This is a genomic window from Actinomycetospora lutea, from assembly GCF_028737205.1.
GTDB classification, from domain to species: domain Bacteria; phylum Actinomycetota; class Actinomycetes; order Mycobacteriales; family Pseudonocardiaceae; genus Actinomycetospora; species Actinomycetospora lutea.
In genome coordinates this window covers 34,370-51,413 of record NZ_JAQZAL010000018.1, presented here as the reverse complement: position 1 = coordinate 51,413, position 17,044 = coordinate 34,370, and the positions used below count along the sequence as shown (strand labels likewise).

Here is a 17,044-nt window from a genome sequence, read left to right as displayed (position 1 = left end):
CCCGTGCCCCGCCTCGCCGACTACCACCACCTGGCCTCCGGCAAGGTCCGGGACCTCTACGAGGTCGACGACGAGACCCTGCTGCTCGTCGCGTCCGACCGGATCTCGGCGTTCGACCACGTGCTCTCGACGCCCATCCCGGACAAGGGCCGGGTGCTGACGGCGATGAGCGTGTTCTGGTTCGAGCTGCTCGGCGGGGCGGACGTCGCCGCGCCGCCGGTGGCGCACCACCTGCTCGCGGCGCGCGACGAGCGCATCCCCGAGGAGGTCCGCGGGCGCGCGCTGCTCGTGCGCCGCCTCGAGATGATCCCGGTGGAGTGCGTGGCGCGGGGCTACCTCGCGGGCTCGGGCACGACCGACTACCGCCGCGACGGCGCCGTCTGCGGCGTCCCGCTCCCCGACGGGCTCACCGAGGCGAGCATGCTCCCCTCGCCGATCTTCACGCCGGCGACGAAGGCCGCCCGGGGCGAGCACGACGAGAACGTCGACTTCGAGACCGTCGCGGCCACGATCGGGCGCGAGCTCGCCGGGACGTTGCGCGACCAGACCCTGGCGATCTACGCCCGGGGCGCCGCCTACGCCGCCTCGCGGGGCCTGATCCTCGCCGACACCAAGCTCGAGTTCGGGCTCTCGCCCGACGGGACGCTGGTGCTCGGCGACGAGGTGCTCACCCCGGACTCGTCGCGGTTCTGGCCCGCCGAGGGGTACGCGCCGGGCGCCGTGCAGCCGAGCTTCGACAAGCAGTACGTCCGGGAGTGGCTCACCTCGCCCGCGTCCGGGTGGGACCGCCACTCCGGCGAGGCGCCGCCCCCGCTGCCCGACGACGTGATCATGGCCACGCGCGAGCGCTACATCGAGGCCTACACGCGCCTGACCGGCCGGGAGTGGCCCCCCGCTGTGTGATCCGTGCGCTGCGCGTTCGGCCGTCGCCGACCCGAGCGGCGGCGTTCACCCCCCGGACGCATCGACGGCACCTCCGGCTGGCCTCATGGGGGCATGACCCGGCGCCCGGCGGCAGCTCCCCCTCTCGGCGTGCTCCCCCGAACGCTCCGTGCCGCACGCCTGCTCGTGTCGGTGTCGGGCCTGGCGCCCGGCGCGCCGCTGGACGGCGCCGTCGCGCTCGCCGACGCCCTCGACGCCCGCCGCGTGCCGGCGACCTGGCTGGTCGGGCCGCGCCCGCACCCCGAGGTCGCCGCCTGGGCGACCGCCCGCCGCCGGGTCGGTGACGTGGTCCTGCTGCACGGCACCCGCCCGGAGACGGGGGGCGGCGCGAAGCGATCAGGGGAGCACACCGATCGGGGAGCTGCCGCGCCGGAGGCGCGTGACCGGAGGCCCTACCGGCGCCTCCCGGCCCACGAGGCGGGCCTGCGCCTCACCGCCGCACTGCGCTCCCGCGACGCCCTGGGCCTCGCCGTCGACGGGTTCGCCGCCCCGGGCTGGGCGGTCTCGGCCGGCACGCGGGCCGCGCTCGCCGCCGCCGACCTGGGCCTGCTCGTCGACGACGCCGGCGTGCACCGTCTCGGTGCCGACGGCGCGCCGGTGCGGTCGTGGCGGGGGCCGGTTTGCGGGGCGGAGCCGCGGCGCCGGCGCGGGGACCCGCAGCTCGTGCACCTCGCCCTGCCCGTGGGTGCCCCGCTCGCCGCCGCCGGCGCGCTGGTCGACGCGGCCCTCGCCGACGGCGCCACCCCGCTCGGGGCGGGCGAGCTCGTGCCCCGCCGCGGCCCCCGCCGCCCCCGCGTCGCCGGCGACCCCGAGCACTGGTCCATCACCGCCTAGCCATGTCCGTGCTCACAGGGGAAGGGCCTCCCCGCGCGGGGGGACGCGGAGGTCGGTGCCCTGCGGGGCGAGGGTGCGGAACATGCCGTAGTGCAGCTCGGGGTTCGCCAGCACGGCCTCGTGGATCGGCACCGCGAGCGGCGGGGCGACGGCGCGCAGGTAGTCCACGGCCTCGGAGACCTTGAGCCACGGCGCCGCGGTCGGCAGCAGCAGCACGTCGGGCGTGCGCTCGGGGACGGTGAAGGCGTCGCCCGGGTGCAGCACCGAGCCGTCGACCAGGTAGCCGTTGTTGCGGATGCGCGGGATGTCGGGGTGGATCACGGCGTGGTCGTGGCCGACGACCTCGACGCCCGCGCCGCCGACGGTGAACGTCTCGCCGGGCTCGCGGACGGTGTGGGCGATGCCGTGCTCGCGGAGCTGCTCGGCGGTGCCGGGGTCGACGACGAGCTCCGCGCCCGGGTTGCGCTCGAGCAGCGCCGGCAGCTTCTCCGTGTCGAGGTGGTCGAAGTGCTGGTGGGTGATCAGCACCGCGTCGAGGCCCTCGAGGGTCTCGTAGCCCTCCGAGAAGGCGCCGGGATCGACCAGGAGACGGGCCGAGCCGGTGTCGAGGACGACGCACGCGTGACCCAGGTGTACGAGTTCCACGCCACCGGAGTTCCCCCGCCGCGCCCCGGTAACCTGAACGGCGTGGCACGCGTGATCGTCGACGTCCTCCCGAAGGCCGAGATCCTCGACCCGCAGGGCCAGGCCGTGGCCCGTGCGATGGGTCGCCTGGGGGTCGACGGCGTGGCCGACGTGCGCCAGGGCAAGCACTTCGAGCTCGAGGTCGACGACACCGTCGGCGACGCCGAGCTCGAGCACATCGCCGGCACGCTGCTCGCCAACCCGGTGATCGAGGAGTGGGTCGTGCGGAGGGTGTCGTCGTGACGAGCCGGATCGGGGTCATCACGTTTCCCGGGACGCTCGACGACGTCGACGCCGCCCGCGCCGTGCGCTACGCCGGCGCCGAGGCCGTGAGCCTGTGGCACGACGACGCCGACCTGCGCGGGGTCGACGCGGTGGTCGTGCCCGGCGGGTTCTCGTACGGCGACTACCTGCGCGCCGGCGCGATCGCCGCCCGCTCGCCGGTGATGGGCCCGGTCGTGGAGGCCGGGCGCGCCGGGATGCCGGTGCTCGGCATCTGCAACGGGTTCCAGATCCTCTGCGAGGCGGGCCTGCTGCCCGGAGCGCTGGTGCGCAACCACGGCCTGCGGTTCGTCTGCCGCGAGGTGGGGCTGCGCGTGGAGGCCGACACCGCCTGGACCTCGGCGTTCAGGGTGGGCCAGGAGATCACCGTGCCGCTGAAGTCGGGCGAGGGGCGCTACGTCGCCGACGCCGCCACCCTCGACGCGCTCGAGGCCGAGGGCCGCGTGGTGTTCCGCTACACCCGGCCCGCGCCCAATGGCGCGCTGCGCGACATCGCCGGGATCAGCTCCGCCGACGGCCGCGTGGTCGGGCTCATGCCGCACCCCGAGCACGCGATCGACGCGCTGACCGGCCCGGGCACCGACGGTCTGGGGCTGTTCACCTCCGTGCTCCAGCAGCTCACGGCAGCAGCGTGACGCGCAGCTCCCACAGGTCGGCGTAGACCAGCAGCATCCGCCCGCCGAGGTGCAGCACGAGCCCGCGCATCTCATCGGGGTGCTCGACGTGGGTGAGCAGGCGCGACACGTCCTCGATCGCCTCGCCGACGATCTCGTCGAACGGCCCGTCCGTCGAGACGTCGCGGCCGCCCGGCTCGGTCGGCTGGGCGGCGGGGAGCAGGGGCACCACCGTGTCGCCGCGCGCGCCGGGCGCGAGCGCGAGGACGACCACGCCGCCGGAGCCGTCGTCGACGAGGAACTCGAGCATCCCGGCGGCCGCGTCGACGTGCGGGCGCACGCTCTCGGGGACACGTCCGGCGAGCTCGAGGTCGTGACGCCGGACGCCGAGGAGCTCGCGGTCGAGGACGAGGTGGAGCCGGGCGAGGGCGTCGCCGGCTCCCGGCGTGCCGGCCGCGTCACCGGAGGCCGATCCGGTCGCCGAGGAGACGGAGGCGGTGGTCATGGCTCCATGATGTATCGAGGGTCCGACACCCCCGGGATTTGGCCGACACGCCCCGCCGTGTCGCGGTGAAACGTCGGCGGCGGACAGCGAGCGGCCATCCGATCGAGCGAAGGGGTGCGAAAGTTGGGCTGAGTGGCGGTGCACACGGTGGGCGTGTGGTGGATGTCGGTCGATGGTGCCGGTGAGATGAGCCCGGCGGCGTTTACCGACCGCACATCGTGGGTAACGGCGCGTTCGGCGTACACGGGTCGAGTGACACAGCTCTCACCCTGCCGTGACCGCCGGTCCGCGGTGGCCGTCACGGCCCCGCCGGCCCCGGGAGGCCGGACGCCTACCCTCGACGGTGTGACCGTCCCCCAGGGTCCGGCCGCTGCCGCCGCCCCCCTGCAGTCCTCCCCGCCCGCCCCGTCGTCGGTCGCGCCCGTCGACACGGTGGAGCACGCCGCCGCCACCCCCGGCGAGCCCCAGCCGCACGCCGCGCTCGGCCTGCGCGACGAGGAGTACGCCCGCATCCGGGACATCCTCGGCCGGCGGCCCACCGAGGCCGAGCTGGCCATGTACTCGGTGATGTGGTCGGAGCACTGCTCCTACAAGTCCTCGAAGGTCCACCTGCGCCGCTTCGGCGACACCACCACCGAGGCCATGCGGGCGCGCCTGCTCGCCGGGATCGGCGAGAACGCGGGCGTGGTGGACGTCGGTGACGGGTGGGCGGTCACCTTCAAGATCGAATCGCACAACCACCCGTCGTACGTCGAGCCGCACCAGGGTGCCGCGACGGGCGTCGGCGGGATCGTCCGCGACATCATGGCGATGGGCGCCCGCCCGGTGGCGGTGATGGACGGGCTGCGGGTCGGCCCGCTCGACGCCCCCGACACCGCGCGCGTGCTGCCCGGCGTCGTCTCCGGCGTCGGCTTCTACGGCAACTGCCTCGGCCTGCCCAACATCGGCGGCGAGGTCGTGTTCGACCCGAGCTACTCCGGCAACCCCCTGGTCAACGCCCTCTGCGTCGGCGTGCTGCGCCACGAGGGCCTGCACCTGGCCTTCGCCTCGGGCGCCGGCAACAAGATCGTGCTGTTCGGCGCCCGCACGGGGCTCGACGGCATCGGCGGGGTGTCCGTGCTCGCGAGCGAGACGTTCGAGGACGGGACCGGCCGCAAGAAGCTGCCCAGCGTCCAGGTCGGCGACCCGTTCGCCGAGAAGGTGCTCATCGAGTGCTGCCTGGACCTGTTCCGCGACGGCCTCGTGGTCGGCATCCAGGACCTCGGCGGCGCCGGGCTGTCCTGCGCGACCAGCGAGCTCGCCAGCGCCGGCGACGGCGGCATGCACGTCGACCTCGACGCCGTCCCGCTGCGCGCCGCCGACATGACCGCGGCCGAGATCCTCTCCAGCGAGTCGCAGGAGCGGATGTGCGCGGTGGTCACGCCCGAGAACGTCGACGCGTTCATGGCGGTCTGCCGGCGCTGGGACGTCACGGCCACCGTCATCGGCGAGGTCACCGACGGCGAGCGCCTGCGCATCACCCACCACGGCCGGACCGTGGTCGACGTGCCGCCGCGCACCGTCGCCCACGACGGCCCGGTCTACGACCGTCCCTACGCCCGCCCGGAGTGGCAGGACGCGCTGCAGGCCGACTCGGTCGCCGGGCGCCCGCGGCCGTCGGCCCCCGGCGAGATCGCGGCGCAGATCCGCGCCCTCGTCGCCTCGCCGGCCCTCGCGCCGCGGACCTGGGTGACCGAGCAGTACGACCGCTACGTCCGCGGCAACACCACGGCGGCGACCCCGGCCGACGCCGGCGTCGTGCGCGTCGACGAGGCGAGCGGGCGCGGCGTGGCGGTGTCGATCGACGCCAACGCCCGCTTCTGCCAGCTCGACCCCCGGGTCGGCGCGCAGCTGGCGCTGGCCGAGTCGGTGCGCAACGTCGCGTCGTCGGGGGCGGTGCCGGTGGCGGTCACCGACTGCCTGAACTTCGGCTCGCCCGAGGACCCGGCCGTGATGTGGCAGTTCGCCGAGGCCGTCGCGGGTCTCGCCGACGCCTGCGCGGCGCTGGGCCTGCCCGTCACCGGTGGCAACGTGAGCTTCTACAACCAGACGGGCAGCGCGGCGATCCTGCCGACGCCCGTGGTCGGCGTGCTCGGGATCCTCGAGGACGTGGCCCGCGCCGTCCCGCACGGCCTCGGTGAGGCCGGCGACGCGGTGTGGCTGCTCGGCGAGACCCGCGACGAGCTCGACGGCTCCACGTGGGCGGGCGTCGTGCACGAGCACCTCGGCGGGCGGCCACCGCGGGCCGACCTGGCGGCGGAGGCGGAGCTCGCCGCGCTCGTCGCCGGTGCCGCGGCCGACGGCCTGCTCTCGGGTTCCCACGACCTCTCCGACGGCGGCCTGGCCCAGGCGCTCGTCGAGGCGGCGCTCGCCGCCGGCCGGGGGGCGACGGTGACCCTGCCGCCGGCGCCGGGCCTCGACCCCGCCACCGTGCTCTTCTCCGAGACCGGGGCGCGCATGCTCGTCACCGTGGCCCCGGGCGACGAGGCGGAGCTCGCCCGCCGCTGCGCCGAGGCGGGTCAGGCCGCGGCGCGTCTCGGCGAGGTCGGCGGGGACGCCCTGCGCATCGAGGGTGTCGACGACCTCCCGCTCGCCGACCTCCGCGCGCTCGGCGAGGCCACCCTGCCCGCCGTCCTGGGCTGAGCGCTCACTGCTTCAGCGGACGGGGCGCTGCCTCCGGGCGCGCGACCTCCCCGTCCGCGCGGGGAGCGCGCCGTCCAGGGCCTCGACGAACGCGCGCCCGTAGCGCCGGTAGCCCCGGCCGTTCGGGTGCGCGAGGTCGGGCCCGACCTCCCAGAGCCGCATCCGGTGCGTCGCGGCCTCGAGCGCGACGGGCCGCAGGGCCGGGTGGGCGGCGATCACCTCGCGCGCGACGGCCGCCAGCCGCGCCGCGTGCCGCTGCGGGGCCCCGCGCTGCAGGTCGGGGACGTCGGCGACGAGCGCGCCGGCGGGCAGGGCCGCGCACACGGCGTCGAGGTCGCGCCGGAACTCCTCGGGCGCGACGTCCTGCGCGGCGTCGTTGGTGCCGACGGCGAGCGCGACGACGGTCGCCGGGCCGTCGAGCGGCGCGGCCGGCACCTGCGCGGCGAGGACGTCGGCGACGGTCGCGCCGACGACGCCCAGGTTCACGATGCGCACGCGGACGCCGGCGCGGGCCTCCAGCGCGTCGGCGAGCCGCCCCGCCCAGGACCGCTCCGGGTGCACGGCGCCCAGGCCCTGGGCGAGCGAGTCGCCGAGCGCGACGAGCAGCACGTCGCCGGGGCTGCGCCGGCGCCGCCGCCAGTAGGCCGCGTGGTCGTCCTCCATGGTCGTGGCCAGGTGCAGCCGGCGGGCCTGCACGACCACGAGACCCAGGACGGCGGCGGAGGCGACGAGGGAGACGAGGGAGCGGGCGCGCGGCACCCGCCTATCCTGGACGACCGTGCCCCGCCGAGCCCCCGACCCCGCACAGGTGCGCGAGGACCTGCTCGCGGTCGCGCCCTGGGTCCGCGACCCCGAGGCCCACGAGCGTCCGGCGCGCCCCCTGCTGGCCGCGGCCGTCCGCTCGTCGCTGCGCACCCTCGAGCACAGCGCGCCCGGCCATTCGGTCGAGGTGCGGGTGCCGCCGTTCGGTGCTGTGCAGTGCGTCGAGGGGCCGCGCCACACCCGCGGCACGCCGCCCAACGTCGTCGAGACCGACGCGGCCACGTGGCTCGCGCTCGCGCTCGGACTGCTGAGCTGGGAGGCGGCGGCGGATCGGGTATCCGCCTCGGGGCACCGTGCGGCGGAGATCGCACGATGGCTCCCGGTGGTGGACGTGCACCGACGGTGTGAGAACGGCTGAGCCGTCCCGGTTGCGCCCGTACGATGCCCATCACCGGACCGTGACGGACCGGACCAGGAACGGGGAGGGAGGCCTGGTGCAGCGGCCGAGCTGGGCTCCCGACGAGGTGGACATCGACCGGCCCAGTGCCGCCCGGGTGTACGACTACTACCTCGGCGGGCTGCACAACTTCGCGGTCGACCGGGCCATGGCGGCCCGCGCGGTCGCCGACTGGCCCGAGCTCCCGCGCATCATGCAGGCCAACCGCGCCTTCCTGCGCAGGGCCGTGCGCCACCTGGCCGAGCAGGGCATCGACCAGTTCCTCGACATCGGCTCGGGCATCCCGACGGTCGGCAACGTCCACGAGGTGGCCCAGACCGTGCGGCCCGACGCCCGGGTGGTGTACGTCGACATCGACCCGGTGGCCGTCGCCCACTCCCGGGCCCTGCTGGCCGACGACCCGCGCACCGGCGTCGTCCAGGGCGACTTCACCGAGGTCGCGGCCGTCCTCGACGACCCGATCACCCGCTCGCTGATCGACTTCTCCCGCCCGGTCGGGGTGCTCGTCGTCGCGCTGCTGCACTTCGTCGACGACGAGCGCCGGCCCGCCGAGGTGCTCGCCCGCTACCGCGAGGCGATGCCGCCGGGCAGCTTCCTGGTGATCAGCCACGCCAGCGCCGACGGGGCCCCCGAGCGCGCGGGCGACCACCAGGCGCTCTACCGGCGCACGGCCACGCCGATGCGGATGCGGACCCGCGACGAGGTCGCCGCCCTCCTCGACGGCTTCACCCTCGTCGACCCGGGGCTGGTGTTCCTCCCGGAGTGGCGGCCCGACGACCCCGTCGCCGCCGGCGACCACCCCGAGCGCTTCACCGGCTACGCCGCCGTGGGACGTCGTGACTGAGCCCCCCGGATGCGGCGACACGCCCGACCCCGTCGACGCCCTCGCCTCCGCCTGGGCCGACGAGGTCGAGGGGACCAGCTACGTCCCGATGGCCGCCGACGAGCTGCAGGCGCACCTGCGCGAGCTCGCCGGGCTGGTGGTCGACGCCGTCCTCGCCGACCCCCCGCGCCCGGACGCGGGCGCCGAGGTCGGCCGGCGGCTCGTCTCGGCGCACTTCACCGGGCCCGCGACCCTCGAGCGCACTGTGCTGCTCCTCGTCGAGGCGCTGCCCGCCCTCCTCGGCCCCGGCGTGACCCCGGCGGCCCACGCCCTGTCCGGCACGCTCGCCGGCGGCTACGCGGCCGCCCTGCGCGACCGCACCCTCGACGAGCAGGAGGCCATCCGCCGGGCGGTGCTCGCGGCGCGCCACCACACCGAGCAGGCGCTGCACGCCAGCGAGGCCCGGTTCCGCGCGATGTTCCACGAGGCGGCCATCGGCATCGGGCTCGGCGACATGGACGGCCGGATCCTCGAGGTCAACCCGGCCATGACGCGGATGTTCGGGCACTCCGCCGACGAGTTCCGCCGCCTGACCGTCGGCGACCTCACGCACCCCGACGACGCGCCCTCGGTGTGGCGGCTCTACGAGCGCCTGCTGCGCGGCGAGATCGACAACTTCCGCGTCGAGAAGCGGTTCTTCCGGCGCAGCGGCAAGGAGATCGTCGGGCACCTGACCCTGTCGCTGGTGCGCGACGAGGAGGGCAGGCCCACCTACCAGCTCGCCATGCTCGAGGACGTCAGCGAGCGCCACCGGCTCCAGGAGAACCTCGAGTACCAGGCCTACCACGACCCGCTCACCGAGCTGGCCAACCGCGCGAAGTTCACCGAGCGCCTCGAGCGCGTCTTCACCCGCGAGGGCCCGGACTCCACGCGCCGGGTCGGGGTCTGCTTCCTCGACCTCGACGGGTTCAAGACGATCAACGACAGCCTCGGGCACGGCGTCGGCGACCGGATGCTCCAGGAGGTGGCCCGCCGACTCGGCGCCTGCGCCACCGGGGGCGAGCTGGTCGCGCGCACGGGCGGCGACGAGTTCGTCGTGCTCGTGGAGGACTCCCACGGCGTCGACCGCCTCGTCGCCCTCGCCGAGCGCGTGCTCGCCGCGCTGGCCCCGCCGCTGCCGCTCGCCGGCCAGGAGCTGGTGGTCGGCGCGAGCATCGGGGTCGTCGAGCAGGCGGTCCGCGAGACCACCGCCTCCGAGCTGATGCGCGCCGCCGACATCACCCTCTACACCGCGAAGGCCGAGGGGCGCGGGCGCTGGGCCGTCCACGACCCGGGGCGCGACGAGGCCGAGACCGCGCGGTTCACCCTGTCGGCGGCCCTGCCCTCGGCGGTCGCGCACGACGAGTTCTTCGTGCTCTACCAGCCGCTGGTCTCCCTGGCCGACCACCGCGTGCGCGGCGTCGAGGCCCTGGTCCGCTGGCAGCACCCGCGCCTCGGGGTGCTCTCGCCGTCGCTGTTCATCGGGCCGGCCGAGGAGACGGGCATCGTCGTCGAGCTCGGGCGCCGGGTCCTCGAGTACGCCTGCCGCGACGCCCGCGCCTGGCACGACGAGTTCGGCGACGCCGCGCCGTTCGTCAGCGTCAACGTCGCCCAGCGCCAGCTCGCCGAGCCGGGGCTGGTCGCCGAGGTGTCCGCGCTGCTCGACCGCACCGGGCTCCCGCCCGACCGGCTGCAGGTCGAGCTCACCGAGCGCGCGCTGACCATCGACGAGGGCGCGCCGCTCAAGGCTCTCGACGGGCTGCGGGCGATGGGCGTGCGGATCGCCGTCGACGACTTCGGCACCGGCTACTCGAACCTGTCCTACCTGCGCAAACTGCCCGTCGACGTGATCAAGCTGGACGGCTCGTTCGGCGAGGGGCTGCGCGAGGAGGACCTCTCCGACCCCGTCGACGAGCGCATCGTCGGCACCCTGGTCGCCCTCGGGCACGCCCTCGACCTCACGGTCACCGCCGAGGGCGTGGAGACCGAACCCCAGGCCGCCCGGCTGCGCGCGCTGGGCTGCGACGAGGGTCAGGGCTGGCTCTTCGCGCCGGCGCTGCCCGCCACCGACATCGCCCGGATGCTGCGCCGCGGGGCCCCGCTCGGCGACCCGCCGGTCCGGCCGGGCGGGGATCTCCTGGGGGCGTGAGCCCGCCCGCTGAGACGCGGATCGCGGCGTGCCCCGCCCACGGGCTCTCCGCCCCGCGTAGGCTGGGCGCGGCACGACTCGTGGCACCTCGTCGACAAGGAGCCGGCCCGGTGGATGCAGCCGGAAACGATCCGCGGCCCACGTCACCCACCTCCGAGAGCCCTCCCGAGCAGCCCGCGTTCGACGACGGGCCGAAGGAGGAGTGCGGCGTCTTCGGTGTGTGGGCGCCCGGCGAGGAGGTCTCGAAGCTCACCTACTTCGGGCTGTTCGCGCTGCAGCACCGCGGCCAGGAGGCCGCCGGGATGGCGGTCAGCGACGGGCGCCAGATCGTGGTCTTCAAGGACCTCGGGCTGGTGAGCCAGGTCTTCGACGAGCAGTCGCTGTCGTCGCTGCGCGGCCACCTCGCGGTCGGCCACACCCGCTACTCGACCACCGGCTCGCCCACCTGGGAGAACGCCCAGCCGACGTTCCGCACCACCGCGGCCGGCACGGGCCTCGCGCTGGGCCACAACGGCAACCTGGTCAACACCGCCGAGCTCGTCCGGCGCCGTGACGCGCTGGCCGCCGTCGGTACGGGCAACGGCAACGGCGGCGGCAACCGCCGCCCGCGCTCGGCCCTCGACGGTGCGACCACCGACTCGGACGTCGTCACCGGCCTGCTCGCCGACGCCGCGGCCGACCTCGGGGTCGAGGAGGCGGCGGTCCGCCTGCTGCCCGACCTCCAGGGCGCCTTCAGCCTCGTGTTCTCCGACGAGACCACGCTCTACGCCGCCCGCGACCGGCACGGGGTCCGCCCGCTGGTGCTCGGCCGGCTCGACCGCGGCTGGGTCGTGGCCTCCGAGACCGCCGCGCTCGACATCGTCGGCGCCTCGTTCGTGCGCGAGGTCGAGCCCGGCGAGCTCATCGCGATCGACGCCGAGGGCCTGCGCAGCTCGCGCTTCGCCGCCCCCGAGCCCAAGGGCTGCATCTTCGAGTACGTCTACCTCGCGCGTCCCGACACCTCGATCGCCGGCCGCGGCGTGCACTCCGCCCGGGTCGAGATCGGGCGCCGCCTGGCCGACGAGCACCCGGCCGAGGCCGACCTCGTCATCCCCGTCCCGGAGTCGGGCACCCCGGCGGCCATCGGCTACGCCGAGCGCTCCGGCATCCCCTACGGCCAGGGGCTGGTGAAGAACGCCTACGTCGGGCGCACCTTCATCCAGCCCTCGCAGACGATCCGCCAGCTGGGCATCCGGCTGAAGCTCAACCCGCTGCGCGAGATCATCCGCGGCAAGCGCCTGGTCGTGGTGGACGACTCGATCGTCCGCGGCAACACCCAGCGCTCGCTGGTGCGCATGCTGCGCGAGGCCGGCGCCGTCGAGGTGCACGTGCGCATCGCCAGCCCGCCCGTGCGCTGGCCGTGCTTCTACGGCATCGACTTCGCCTCCCGCGCCGAGCTCATCGCCAACGGGCTCGAGGACGAGGGCGTCCGCCGCTCGGTCGGGGCCGACAGCCTCGGCTACATCTCGGAGGACGGCCTCGTCGCCGCCACCGACCAGCCGCGCTCGCGGCTGTGCACCGCCTGCTTCTCCGGCGAGTACCCCATCCCGCTGCCCTCGGACGCGATGGTGGGCAAGCACCTGCTGGAGGACGTCACCGGCGCCAGCTGCGGCGACGGCGGCTCCGGCGGGCCGGTCGTGCACAGCGGGCACGCCGCCACCGGGGCGGGGATGCCGCCGGAGACGAAGCGCAGCGGAGGTCGACCCGAGTTGCTGGGGACGCCGGGTTACGGTGCCGAGGACGCCCTGAGCCGTCCCTGACGGCGTCGGCGACGAGCCGTCTCCCGCCGCCCCGTCTCCCGCCCGCCCCCGACCCAGCCCCTGCGAGGACCCGCACCGATGACCCACGCCCCCGAGGACCCCGACGGACCGAAGGCCAGCTACGCGGCGGCCGGGGTGGACGTCGAGGCCGGTGAGCGGGCCGTCGACCGGCTCAAGCCGCTCGCGGCGTCGACGTCGCGGCCGGAGGTCCTCGGCGGCATCGGCGGGTTCGCGGGGCTCTTCGCGCTGCGCAGCGGCAAGTACCGCGAGCCGGTGCTGGCCGCGTCCACCGACGGCGTCGGCACCAAGCTGGCCGTCGCCCAGGCGGCCGACAAGCACGACACCGTGGGCCGCGACCTCGTGGCCATGGTCGTCGACGACCTCGTGGTGTGCGGCGCCGAGCCGCTGTTCCTGCAGGACTACCTGGCCATCGGCAAGCTCGTCCCGGAGAAGGTCGAGAAGATCGTCTCGGGGATCGCCGAGGGCTGCCGGCTCGCCGGCTGCGCGCTGCTCGGCGGCGAGACCGCCGAGCACCCCGGGGTGATGGAGCCCCACCACTACGACCTCTCGGCCACCGGCGTGGGGATCGTCGAGGCCGACGGCATGCTCGGCCCCGACCGCGTACGCCCCGGCGACACCGTCGTCGCGATGGCCTCGTCGGGCCTGCACTCCAACGGCTTCTCGCTGGCGCGCCAGGTGCTGCTCGAGATCGGGCGGATGTCGCTCGACGGCCATGTCGAGGAGTTCGGGCGCACGCTGGGCGACGAGCTCCTCGAGCCCACCCGCATCTACGCCCGCGACTGCCTCGCCGTGGCCGCCGAGACCGACGTCCGCACGTTCGCGCACGTCACCGGCGGGGGGCTGTGTGCCAACCTCGCCCGCGTCCTGCCCGCCGGCCTCACCGCCGAGCTGGACCGCACGACGTGGACGCCCGCACCGGTCTTCAAGCTGATCGCCGCCCGCGGCCGGGTGACCCGCGAGGAGATGGAGCGCACCTTCAACATGGGCGTCGGCATGGTCGTCGTCCTGCCGCCCGACGACGTCGATCGCGCGATGGCGGTGCTGACCGCCAAGCACGTGCCGTCATGGGTGCTCGGCGAGGTGCGGGCCACCACCGACGCGGACAGCGTGCCCGGCGAGGCGCCGGCCCGTGCCGGCCACGCCGTCATGCGCGGCGATCACCCGAGGTTCTGACCCGCAGCCACGGAGACGCCTGCTCAGTCGTCGGGCATGAGCTCCGAGTGGAGCTTGAGCACCCGCTGGCCGTCGGACTGCTCCAGCACGTAGGCGGGGTTGTCGTCCGACCCGTTGCGGGTCTTCTTCTTGCCGTCGATGGTGCGTTCGACGCGCTCGGTGTGGACTTCCTTGACGGTGGCCTCGGCCTGACCGGGACCCCAGTTCCACTTCACGTCGTCGCCCTTGCTGAACGCCTTGGTCACGCGTCACTCCTCGCCCGTTCGGCCGCTCGTCGTGAACGGCGGACGGGCGCGGTTACCCGGCCGGATCGCGGCGAAGCACGTCGCGACCCGGACGGGCGGACCTTGCGGCTCCCGCGAGCGGTGTCACCGCTCGTCGTAGCTGTACTCACCCCAGCGTGCGTCGGCCTGCTCGTCGTCGTCGGAGCGTCGCGTGAACGGGTCGTCGCCGCTGGCCAGCTCCTGCTGCAGCTTGTCGAAGTCCGTGTTCGGGGAGCTGTACTTGAGCTCTCGGGCCACCTTCGTCTGCTTGGCCTTGGCTCGTCCGCGTCCCATGGGTGGACCCCCTCGCACAGGGCGGGGGCGGCCGGAGCGTCTCCGGCGGCCCCCTGAAATCTGAGGTAACTCTCGTACTCACGACAATACCGTGTGTCCGATCGGGGTCGCGACGTGACATGGCACGATCGGCGCCCGTGCCCGCCCCCTTCGTCTGCTACCTGCGCGTCTACGAGCCGCTGGGTGCGCTGCGCGGACCGTTGGCCCAGCGGGTGCGGGCCGGACTGGCGCGCGGGGCGGTCCCGGTGGTCGACGCGGGGCGCCGCGATCGCGAGGTGTGTCTTCGCGCACAGTTGGGCGTCCCGCCCCGCCTGCTGCCCGGCGAGCGGATCGACGGCACCGCGATCGACGCCCCCGCCGACGTCCTGCTCGCCGAGGGACCCGGCGGCGCCGCGGGCCGGGAGCCGATCGGCCCGCAGACCCTCGTGTGTCCCCTCGAGACGCGCCCGCGGGCCGCGGCGGCGCTGGTCGGCTTCCTGTCGAGCGAGACCCCGGTGCTGCGCACGGCCGCGCTGACCGCCGAGGAGTCGGTGGTCCGGTCGCGGGCGGAGGCCGTGGTCGCCGAGCTCGGCGACTCCGCGACCCACATCGTCTCGGCGACCTGGACGGTCCCGCTGCCGTGGTTCGCGCTCGTGGAGCCCGCCGAGCGGATCCTCGTGCTGCCCAGCGACGACGCGGTGACCGCGCCGGAGGCCCCGGCGCGGCGCTGCTACTGGCGGGTGCCGATGGCCGACGCGCTCTCCCGCGCCGACGCGGCCGCCGACCTCCTCGCCGACACCCTCGGTGACGACGGCCCCTCCGACGTCCTGCGCGACACCGCCCGCTGGCTGCGCCACTTCGACCCGGGCGCGCTGGTCGAGCTCGACTACGGCGGGCTCGTCGGGCTCATGGACGACGAGACGCTGTCCGCCGACACGTCCGCGGAGGACGTCGCCGAGGCCCTCGCGGCGCTGCGCGAAGGTGACGCGGAGCGGGCGATGGCGTGCTACCGGCGGCTGCGGGACTTCTGGGCGGGCCGGGCGGCCCACCAGCGCGCCAACTGACTCACGCGCCCTCGCGCTCCCGGCGCAGCAGGTCGTCCACCGACGCCGAGCCGTCGCGGTAGCGCCGGCCCATCTCGTCGTTGCAGGCGTCCATCACCTGCTGCACGCGGCCGCGGTGCTCCGACACGGAGCCCTCCTCGGCGGCGTAGGCGGTGGCGGCGGCGGCGAGGTCGTCGTCGGTGAGCGTCGCGACGTCGGACAGGCCCGTGTCGGCGAGCAGGGCCTCGACGTGGCGGCGGTGCGACTCGGCCCGCGAGGGCTGGACGGTGTGGTGACGGCCGCGACCCGCCGACGGGCCGAGGGCGTTGTCGGCCAGGATGCGCGGCAGCTCGTCGACCAGCGACGGCTCGTCCTCGCCGCGGGCGGTGGCGACCCGCCTGCGCTGCTCGAACCGGACGATGTCCATCCGCGCGTGCAGGAGACGCCGCAGGTAGGACAGGTCGGTCTCCTCCTGGGCCGCGTCGTCGCGCTTGGCGCGGACGTCGTCCAGCGGGCAGGTGGACAGGTCGGTGAGGAAGGCGGGGTCGAGCACGCGGTCGAGGCGCCGACGACCGCCCTGACGGAACTCGATCATGTGGTCATCGTCGCGCGCGCGGGCGGGCGTGTCATCCCGCGACCGGGTCGGCGCGTCGAGAGGTGCGTGTCGCGCGCGCGCCGGTCGGGGCCGTCGGACGGGTGTCACCCGAACGTCGGCGCGCCCGACGGACCGGCCCGGCCGTCGAGCACGCCGGCGAGCCACTGCGGGTCGACGTTGCCGCCGCTGACGACGGCGACCGTGCGCCGCGCGCGCTCGGCGGTCGGGAGCGCGAGCCACCCCGCCGTGGCCACGGCGCCGCTCGCCTCGCACGGCACGCCCGCGGCGTGCAGGCGCCGCGTGGCGTCGGCGATCGCGTCCTCGTCGACGGTGACGACGTCGGCGACGAGGTCGCGCACGTGCGGCCAGGTCAGCTCGCCGAGCACGGTGGCGCGCAGGCCGTCGGCGGCGGTGGCGGCGACCTGCTCGCGCGGGAGGCGCACCCGCTCGCCGGCGCGCTTGCTGGCGGCGGCGTCACCGGCCAGCGCCGGCTCGGCGCCGAGGACCCGGACGCCGGACCCGCGCAGCGCCGCGGCGATGCCGCTGATCAGCCCGCCGCCGCCGACCGGGACGACCACCTGCTCGACGTCGGGCCGGTCGGCGAGGATCTCGGCGCCGACCGTGCCCTGCCCGGCGATGACGTCGGGGTGGTCGTAGGGCGGGATCAGCGTCCCGCCGGTCTCGTCGACCACGGCGGCCGCGGCGGACTCGCGCTCGTCGGCGGGGACCCGCACGAGGCGGGCGCCGAGGTCGGCCATCGCCGCGACCTTCGCCGCCACCGCGTCGTCGGGCACCACGACCGTGCAGGGCACGCCGAGGCGCCGCGCGACCCAGGCGAGCGCCCGCCCGTGGTTGCCCGAGGAGTGCGTGACCAGGCCGGCCGCCCGCTGCTCGGGGGCGAGCCTGCTCGCGGCGTGGAAGGCGCCGCGCAGCTTGAACGCGCCGACCGGCTGCCGGTCCTCGCGCTTCACCGCGAAGCCGGGTGCGAGATCGGTCAGCGGGGTGCGCACGGCCACACCGTCGAGCGCCGTGGCCGCCGCCGCGACGTCGGACGGCCCGAGCAGGGTGCCGGGTCGAGTCATCGGGTCGAGCTCCGCTCCGCTC

Annotated in this window: 18 protein-coding genes; 11 read left to right on the top strand and 7 right to left on the bottom strand. The window is 75.6% G+C overall.

The features are described 5' to 3' along the window. The first annotated feature begins 3 nt into the window (after positions 1-3). Complete coding sequence (locus PHK61_RS19800; RefSeq protein ID WP_274282739.1) at positions 4-903, top strand: phosphoribosylaminoimidazolesuccinocarboxamide synthase; 900 nt, start codon at positions 4-6, stop codon at positions 901-903. Between the two features lie 129 nt (positions 904-1,032). Further along, entirely contained in the window at positions 1,033-1,776 is a 744-nt protein-coding gene (locus tag PHK61_RS19795; protein ID WP_274282738.1) for a DUF2334 domain-containing protein, read from the top strand. A 12-nt stretch (positions 1,777-1,788) separates the two neighbouring features. Here the strand turns inward: PHK61_RS19795 and PHK61_RS19790 are convergent, their stop codons facing one another. Then, positions 1,789-2,421 carry an MBL fold metallo-hydrolase gene (locus PHK61_RS19790; protein WP_274282737.1) on the bottom strand — a complete coding sequence of 211 codons (633 nt, stop codon included), beginning with the start codon at positions 2,419-2,421 and terminating at the stop codon, positions 1,789-1,791. 42 nt (positions 2,422-2,463) lie between these two features. On the opposite strand from PHK61_RS19790, the gene purS reads away from it, so the two are divergent. Both purS and purQ read left to right on the top strand, forming a co-directional pair. Next, the gene (gene purS, locus PHK61_RS19785; RefSeq protein WP_274282736.1) at positions 2,464-2,703 is read left to right on the top strand and encodes a phosphoribosylformylglycinamidine synthase subunit PurS; all 240 of its coding nucleotides are present in this window, start codon (positions 2,464-2,466) and stop codon (positions 2,701-2,703) included. Further along, the gene (purQ, locus tag PHK61_RS19780; protein WP_274282735.1) at positions 2,700-3,377 is read left to right on the top strand and encodes a phosphoribosylformylglycinamidine synthase subunit PurQ; all 678 of its coding nucleotides are present in this window, start codon (positions 2,700-2,702) and stop codon (positions 3,375-3,377) included. The genes purS and purQ overlap by 4 nt, the downstream gene beginning before the upstream one ends. Here purQ and PHK61_RS19775 read toward each other — a convergent pair. Further along, positions 3,361-3,861 (bottom strand): hypothetical protein, encoded by a 501-nt coding sequence (locus PHK61_RS19775; protein ID WP_274282734.1) that lies wholly within the window; start codon positions 3,859-3,861, stop codon positions 3,361-3,363. The genes purQ and PHK61_RS19775 overlap by 17 nt on opposite strands. 384 nt (positions 3,862-4,245) lie before the next feature. Here PHK61_RS19775 and purL point away from each other — a divergent pair, with 384 nt between their 5' ends. Further along, positions 4,246-6,543: a phosphoribosylformylglycinamidine synthase subunit PurL gene (gene purL / locus PHK61_RS19770; protein WP_420791414.1), complete on the top strand. Its 2,298-nt coding sequence runs from the start codon at positions 4,246-4,248 to the stop codon at positions 6,541-6,543. Between the two features lie 12 nt (positions 6,544-6,555). Here purL and PHK61_RS19765 read toward each other — a convergent pair whose 3' ends face one another. Then, entirely contained in the window at positions 6,556-7,302 is a 747-nt protein-coding gene (locus PHK61_RS19765) for an SGNH/GDSL hydrolase family protein (protein ID WP_274282733.1), read from the bottom strand. A 19-nt stretch (positions 7,303-7,321) separates the two neighbouring features. Between PHK61_RS19765 and PHK61_RS19760 the strand changes: the two genes are divergently transcribed. From PHK61_RS19760 to purM, 5 genes are all read left to right on the top strand, one after another. Then, positions 7,322-7,723, top strand: a complete 402-nt coding sequence (locus PHK61_RS19760; protein WP_274282732.1) for a sterol carrier family protein — start codon at positions 7,322-7,324, stop codon at positions 7,721-7,723. Positions 7,724-7,799: 76 nt separating this feature from the next. Then, positions 7,800-8,606 (top strand): SAM-dependent methyltransferase, encoded by an 807-nt coding sequence (locus PHK61_RS19755; RefSeq protein WP_274282731.1) that lies wholly within the window; start codon positions 7,800-7,802, stop codon positions 8,604-8,606. After that, positions 8,599-10,773, top strand: coding sequence for a putative bifunctional diguanylate cyclase/phosphodiesterase (locus PHK61_RS19750; protein ID WP_274282730.1), 2,175 nt, complete (start codon positions 8,599-8,601; stop codon positions 10,771-10,773). The genes PHK61_RS19755 and PHK61_RS19750 overlap by 8 nt, the downstream gene beginning before the upstream one ends. A gap of 218 nt (positions 10,774-10,991) precedes the next feature. Further along, positions 10,992-12,572, top strand: a complete 1,581-nt coding sequence (purF, locus tag PHK61_RS19745) for an amidophosphoribosyltransferase (protein ID WP_420791413.1) — start codon at positions 10,992-10,994, stop codon at positions 12,570-12,572. Between the two features lie 78 nt (positions 12,573-12,650). Further along, a complete protein-coding gene (gene purM / locus PHK61_RS19740) occupies positions 12,651-13,766 on the top strand; it encodes a phosphoribosylformylglycinamidine cyclo-ligase (protein ID WP_274282728.1) in 1,116 nt (371 codons plus the stop codon). Between the two features lie 23 nt (positions 13,767-13,789). On the opposite strand, the gene PHK61_RS19735 is transcribed toward purM, so the two are convergent. Both PHK61_RS19735 and PHK61_RS19730 read right to left on the bottom strand, forming a co-directional pair. Continuing rightward, a complete protein-coding gene (locus PHK61_RS19735; protein ID WP_274282727.1) occupies positions 13,790-14,011 on the bottom strand; it encodes a hypervirulence associated TUDOR domain-containing protein in 222 nt (73 codons plus the stop codon). A 123-nt stretch (positions 14,012-14,134) separates the two neighbouring features. Next, the gene (locus tag PHK61_RS19730) at positions 14,135-14,323 is read right to left on the bottom strand and encodes a DUF3073 domain-containing protein (RefSeq protein ID WP_274282726.1); all 189 of its coding nucleotides are present in this window, start codon (positions 14,321-14,323) and stop codon (positions 14,135-14,137) included. Between the two features lie 137 nt (positions 14,324-14,460). Here PHK61_RS19730 and PHK61_RS19725 point away from each other — a divergent pair, with 137 nt between their 5' ends. Then, positions 14,461-15,366: a DUF8083 family protein gene (locus tag PHK61_RS19725; protein WP_274282725.1), complete on the top strand. Its 906-nt coding sequence runs from the start codon at positions 14,461-14,463 to the stop codon at positions 15,364-15,366. A gap of 1 nt (position 15,367) precedes the next feature. On the opposite strand, the gene PHK61_RS19720 is transcribed toward PHK61_RS19725, so the two are convergent. After that, positions 15,368-15,940: an RsiG family protein gene (locus tag PHK61_RS19720; protein WP_274282724.1), complete on the bottom strand. Its 573-nt coding sequence runs from the start codon at positions 15,938-15,940 to the stop codon at positions 15,368-15,370. A 104-nt stretch (positions 15,941-16,044) separates the two neighbouring features. Further along, entirely contained in the window at positions 16,045-17,022 is a 978-nt protein-coding gene (locus PHK61_RS19715) for a threonine ammonia-lyase (protein WP_274282723.1), read from the bottom strand. Positions 17,023-17,044: the final 22 nt, after the last annotated feature.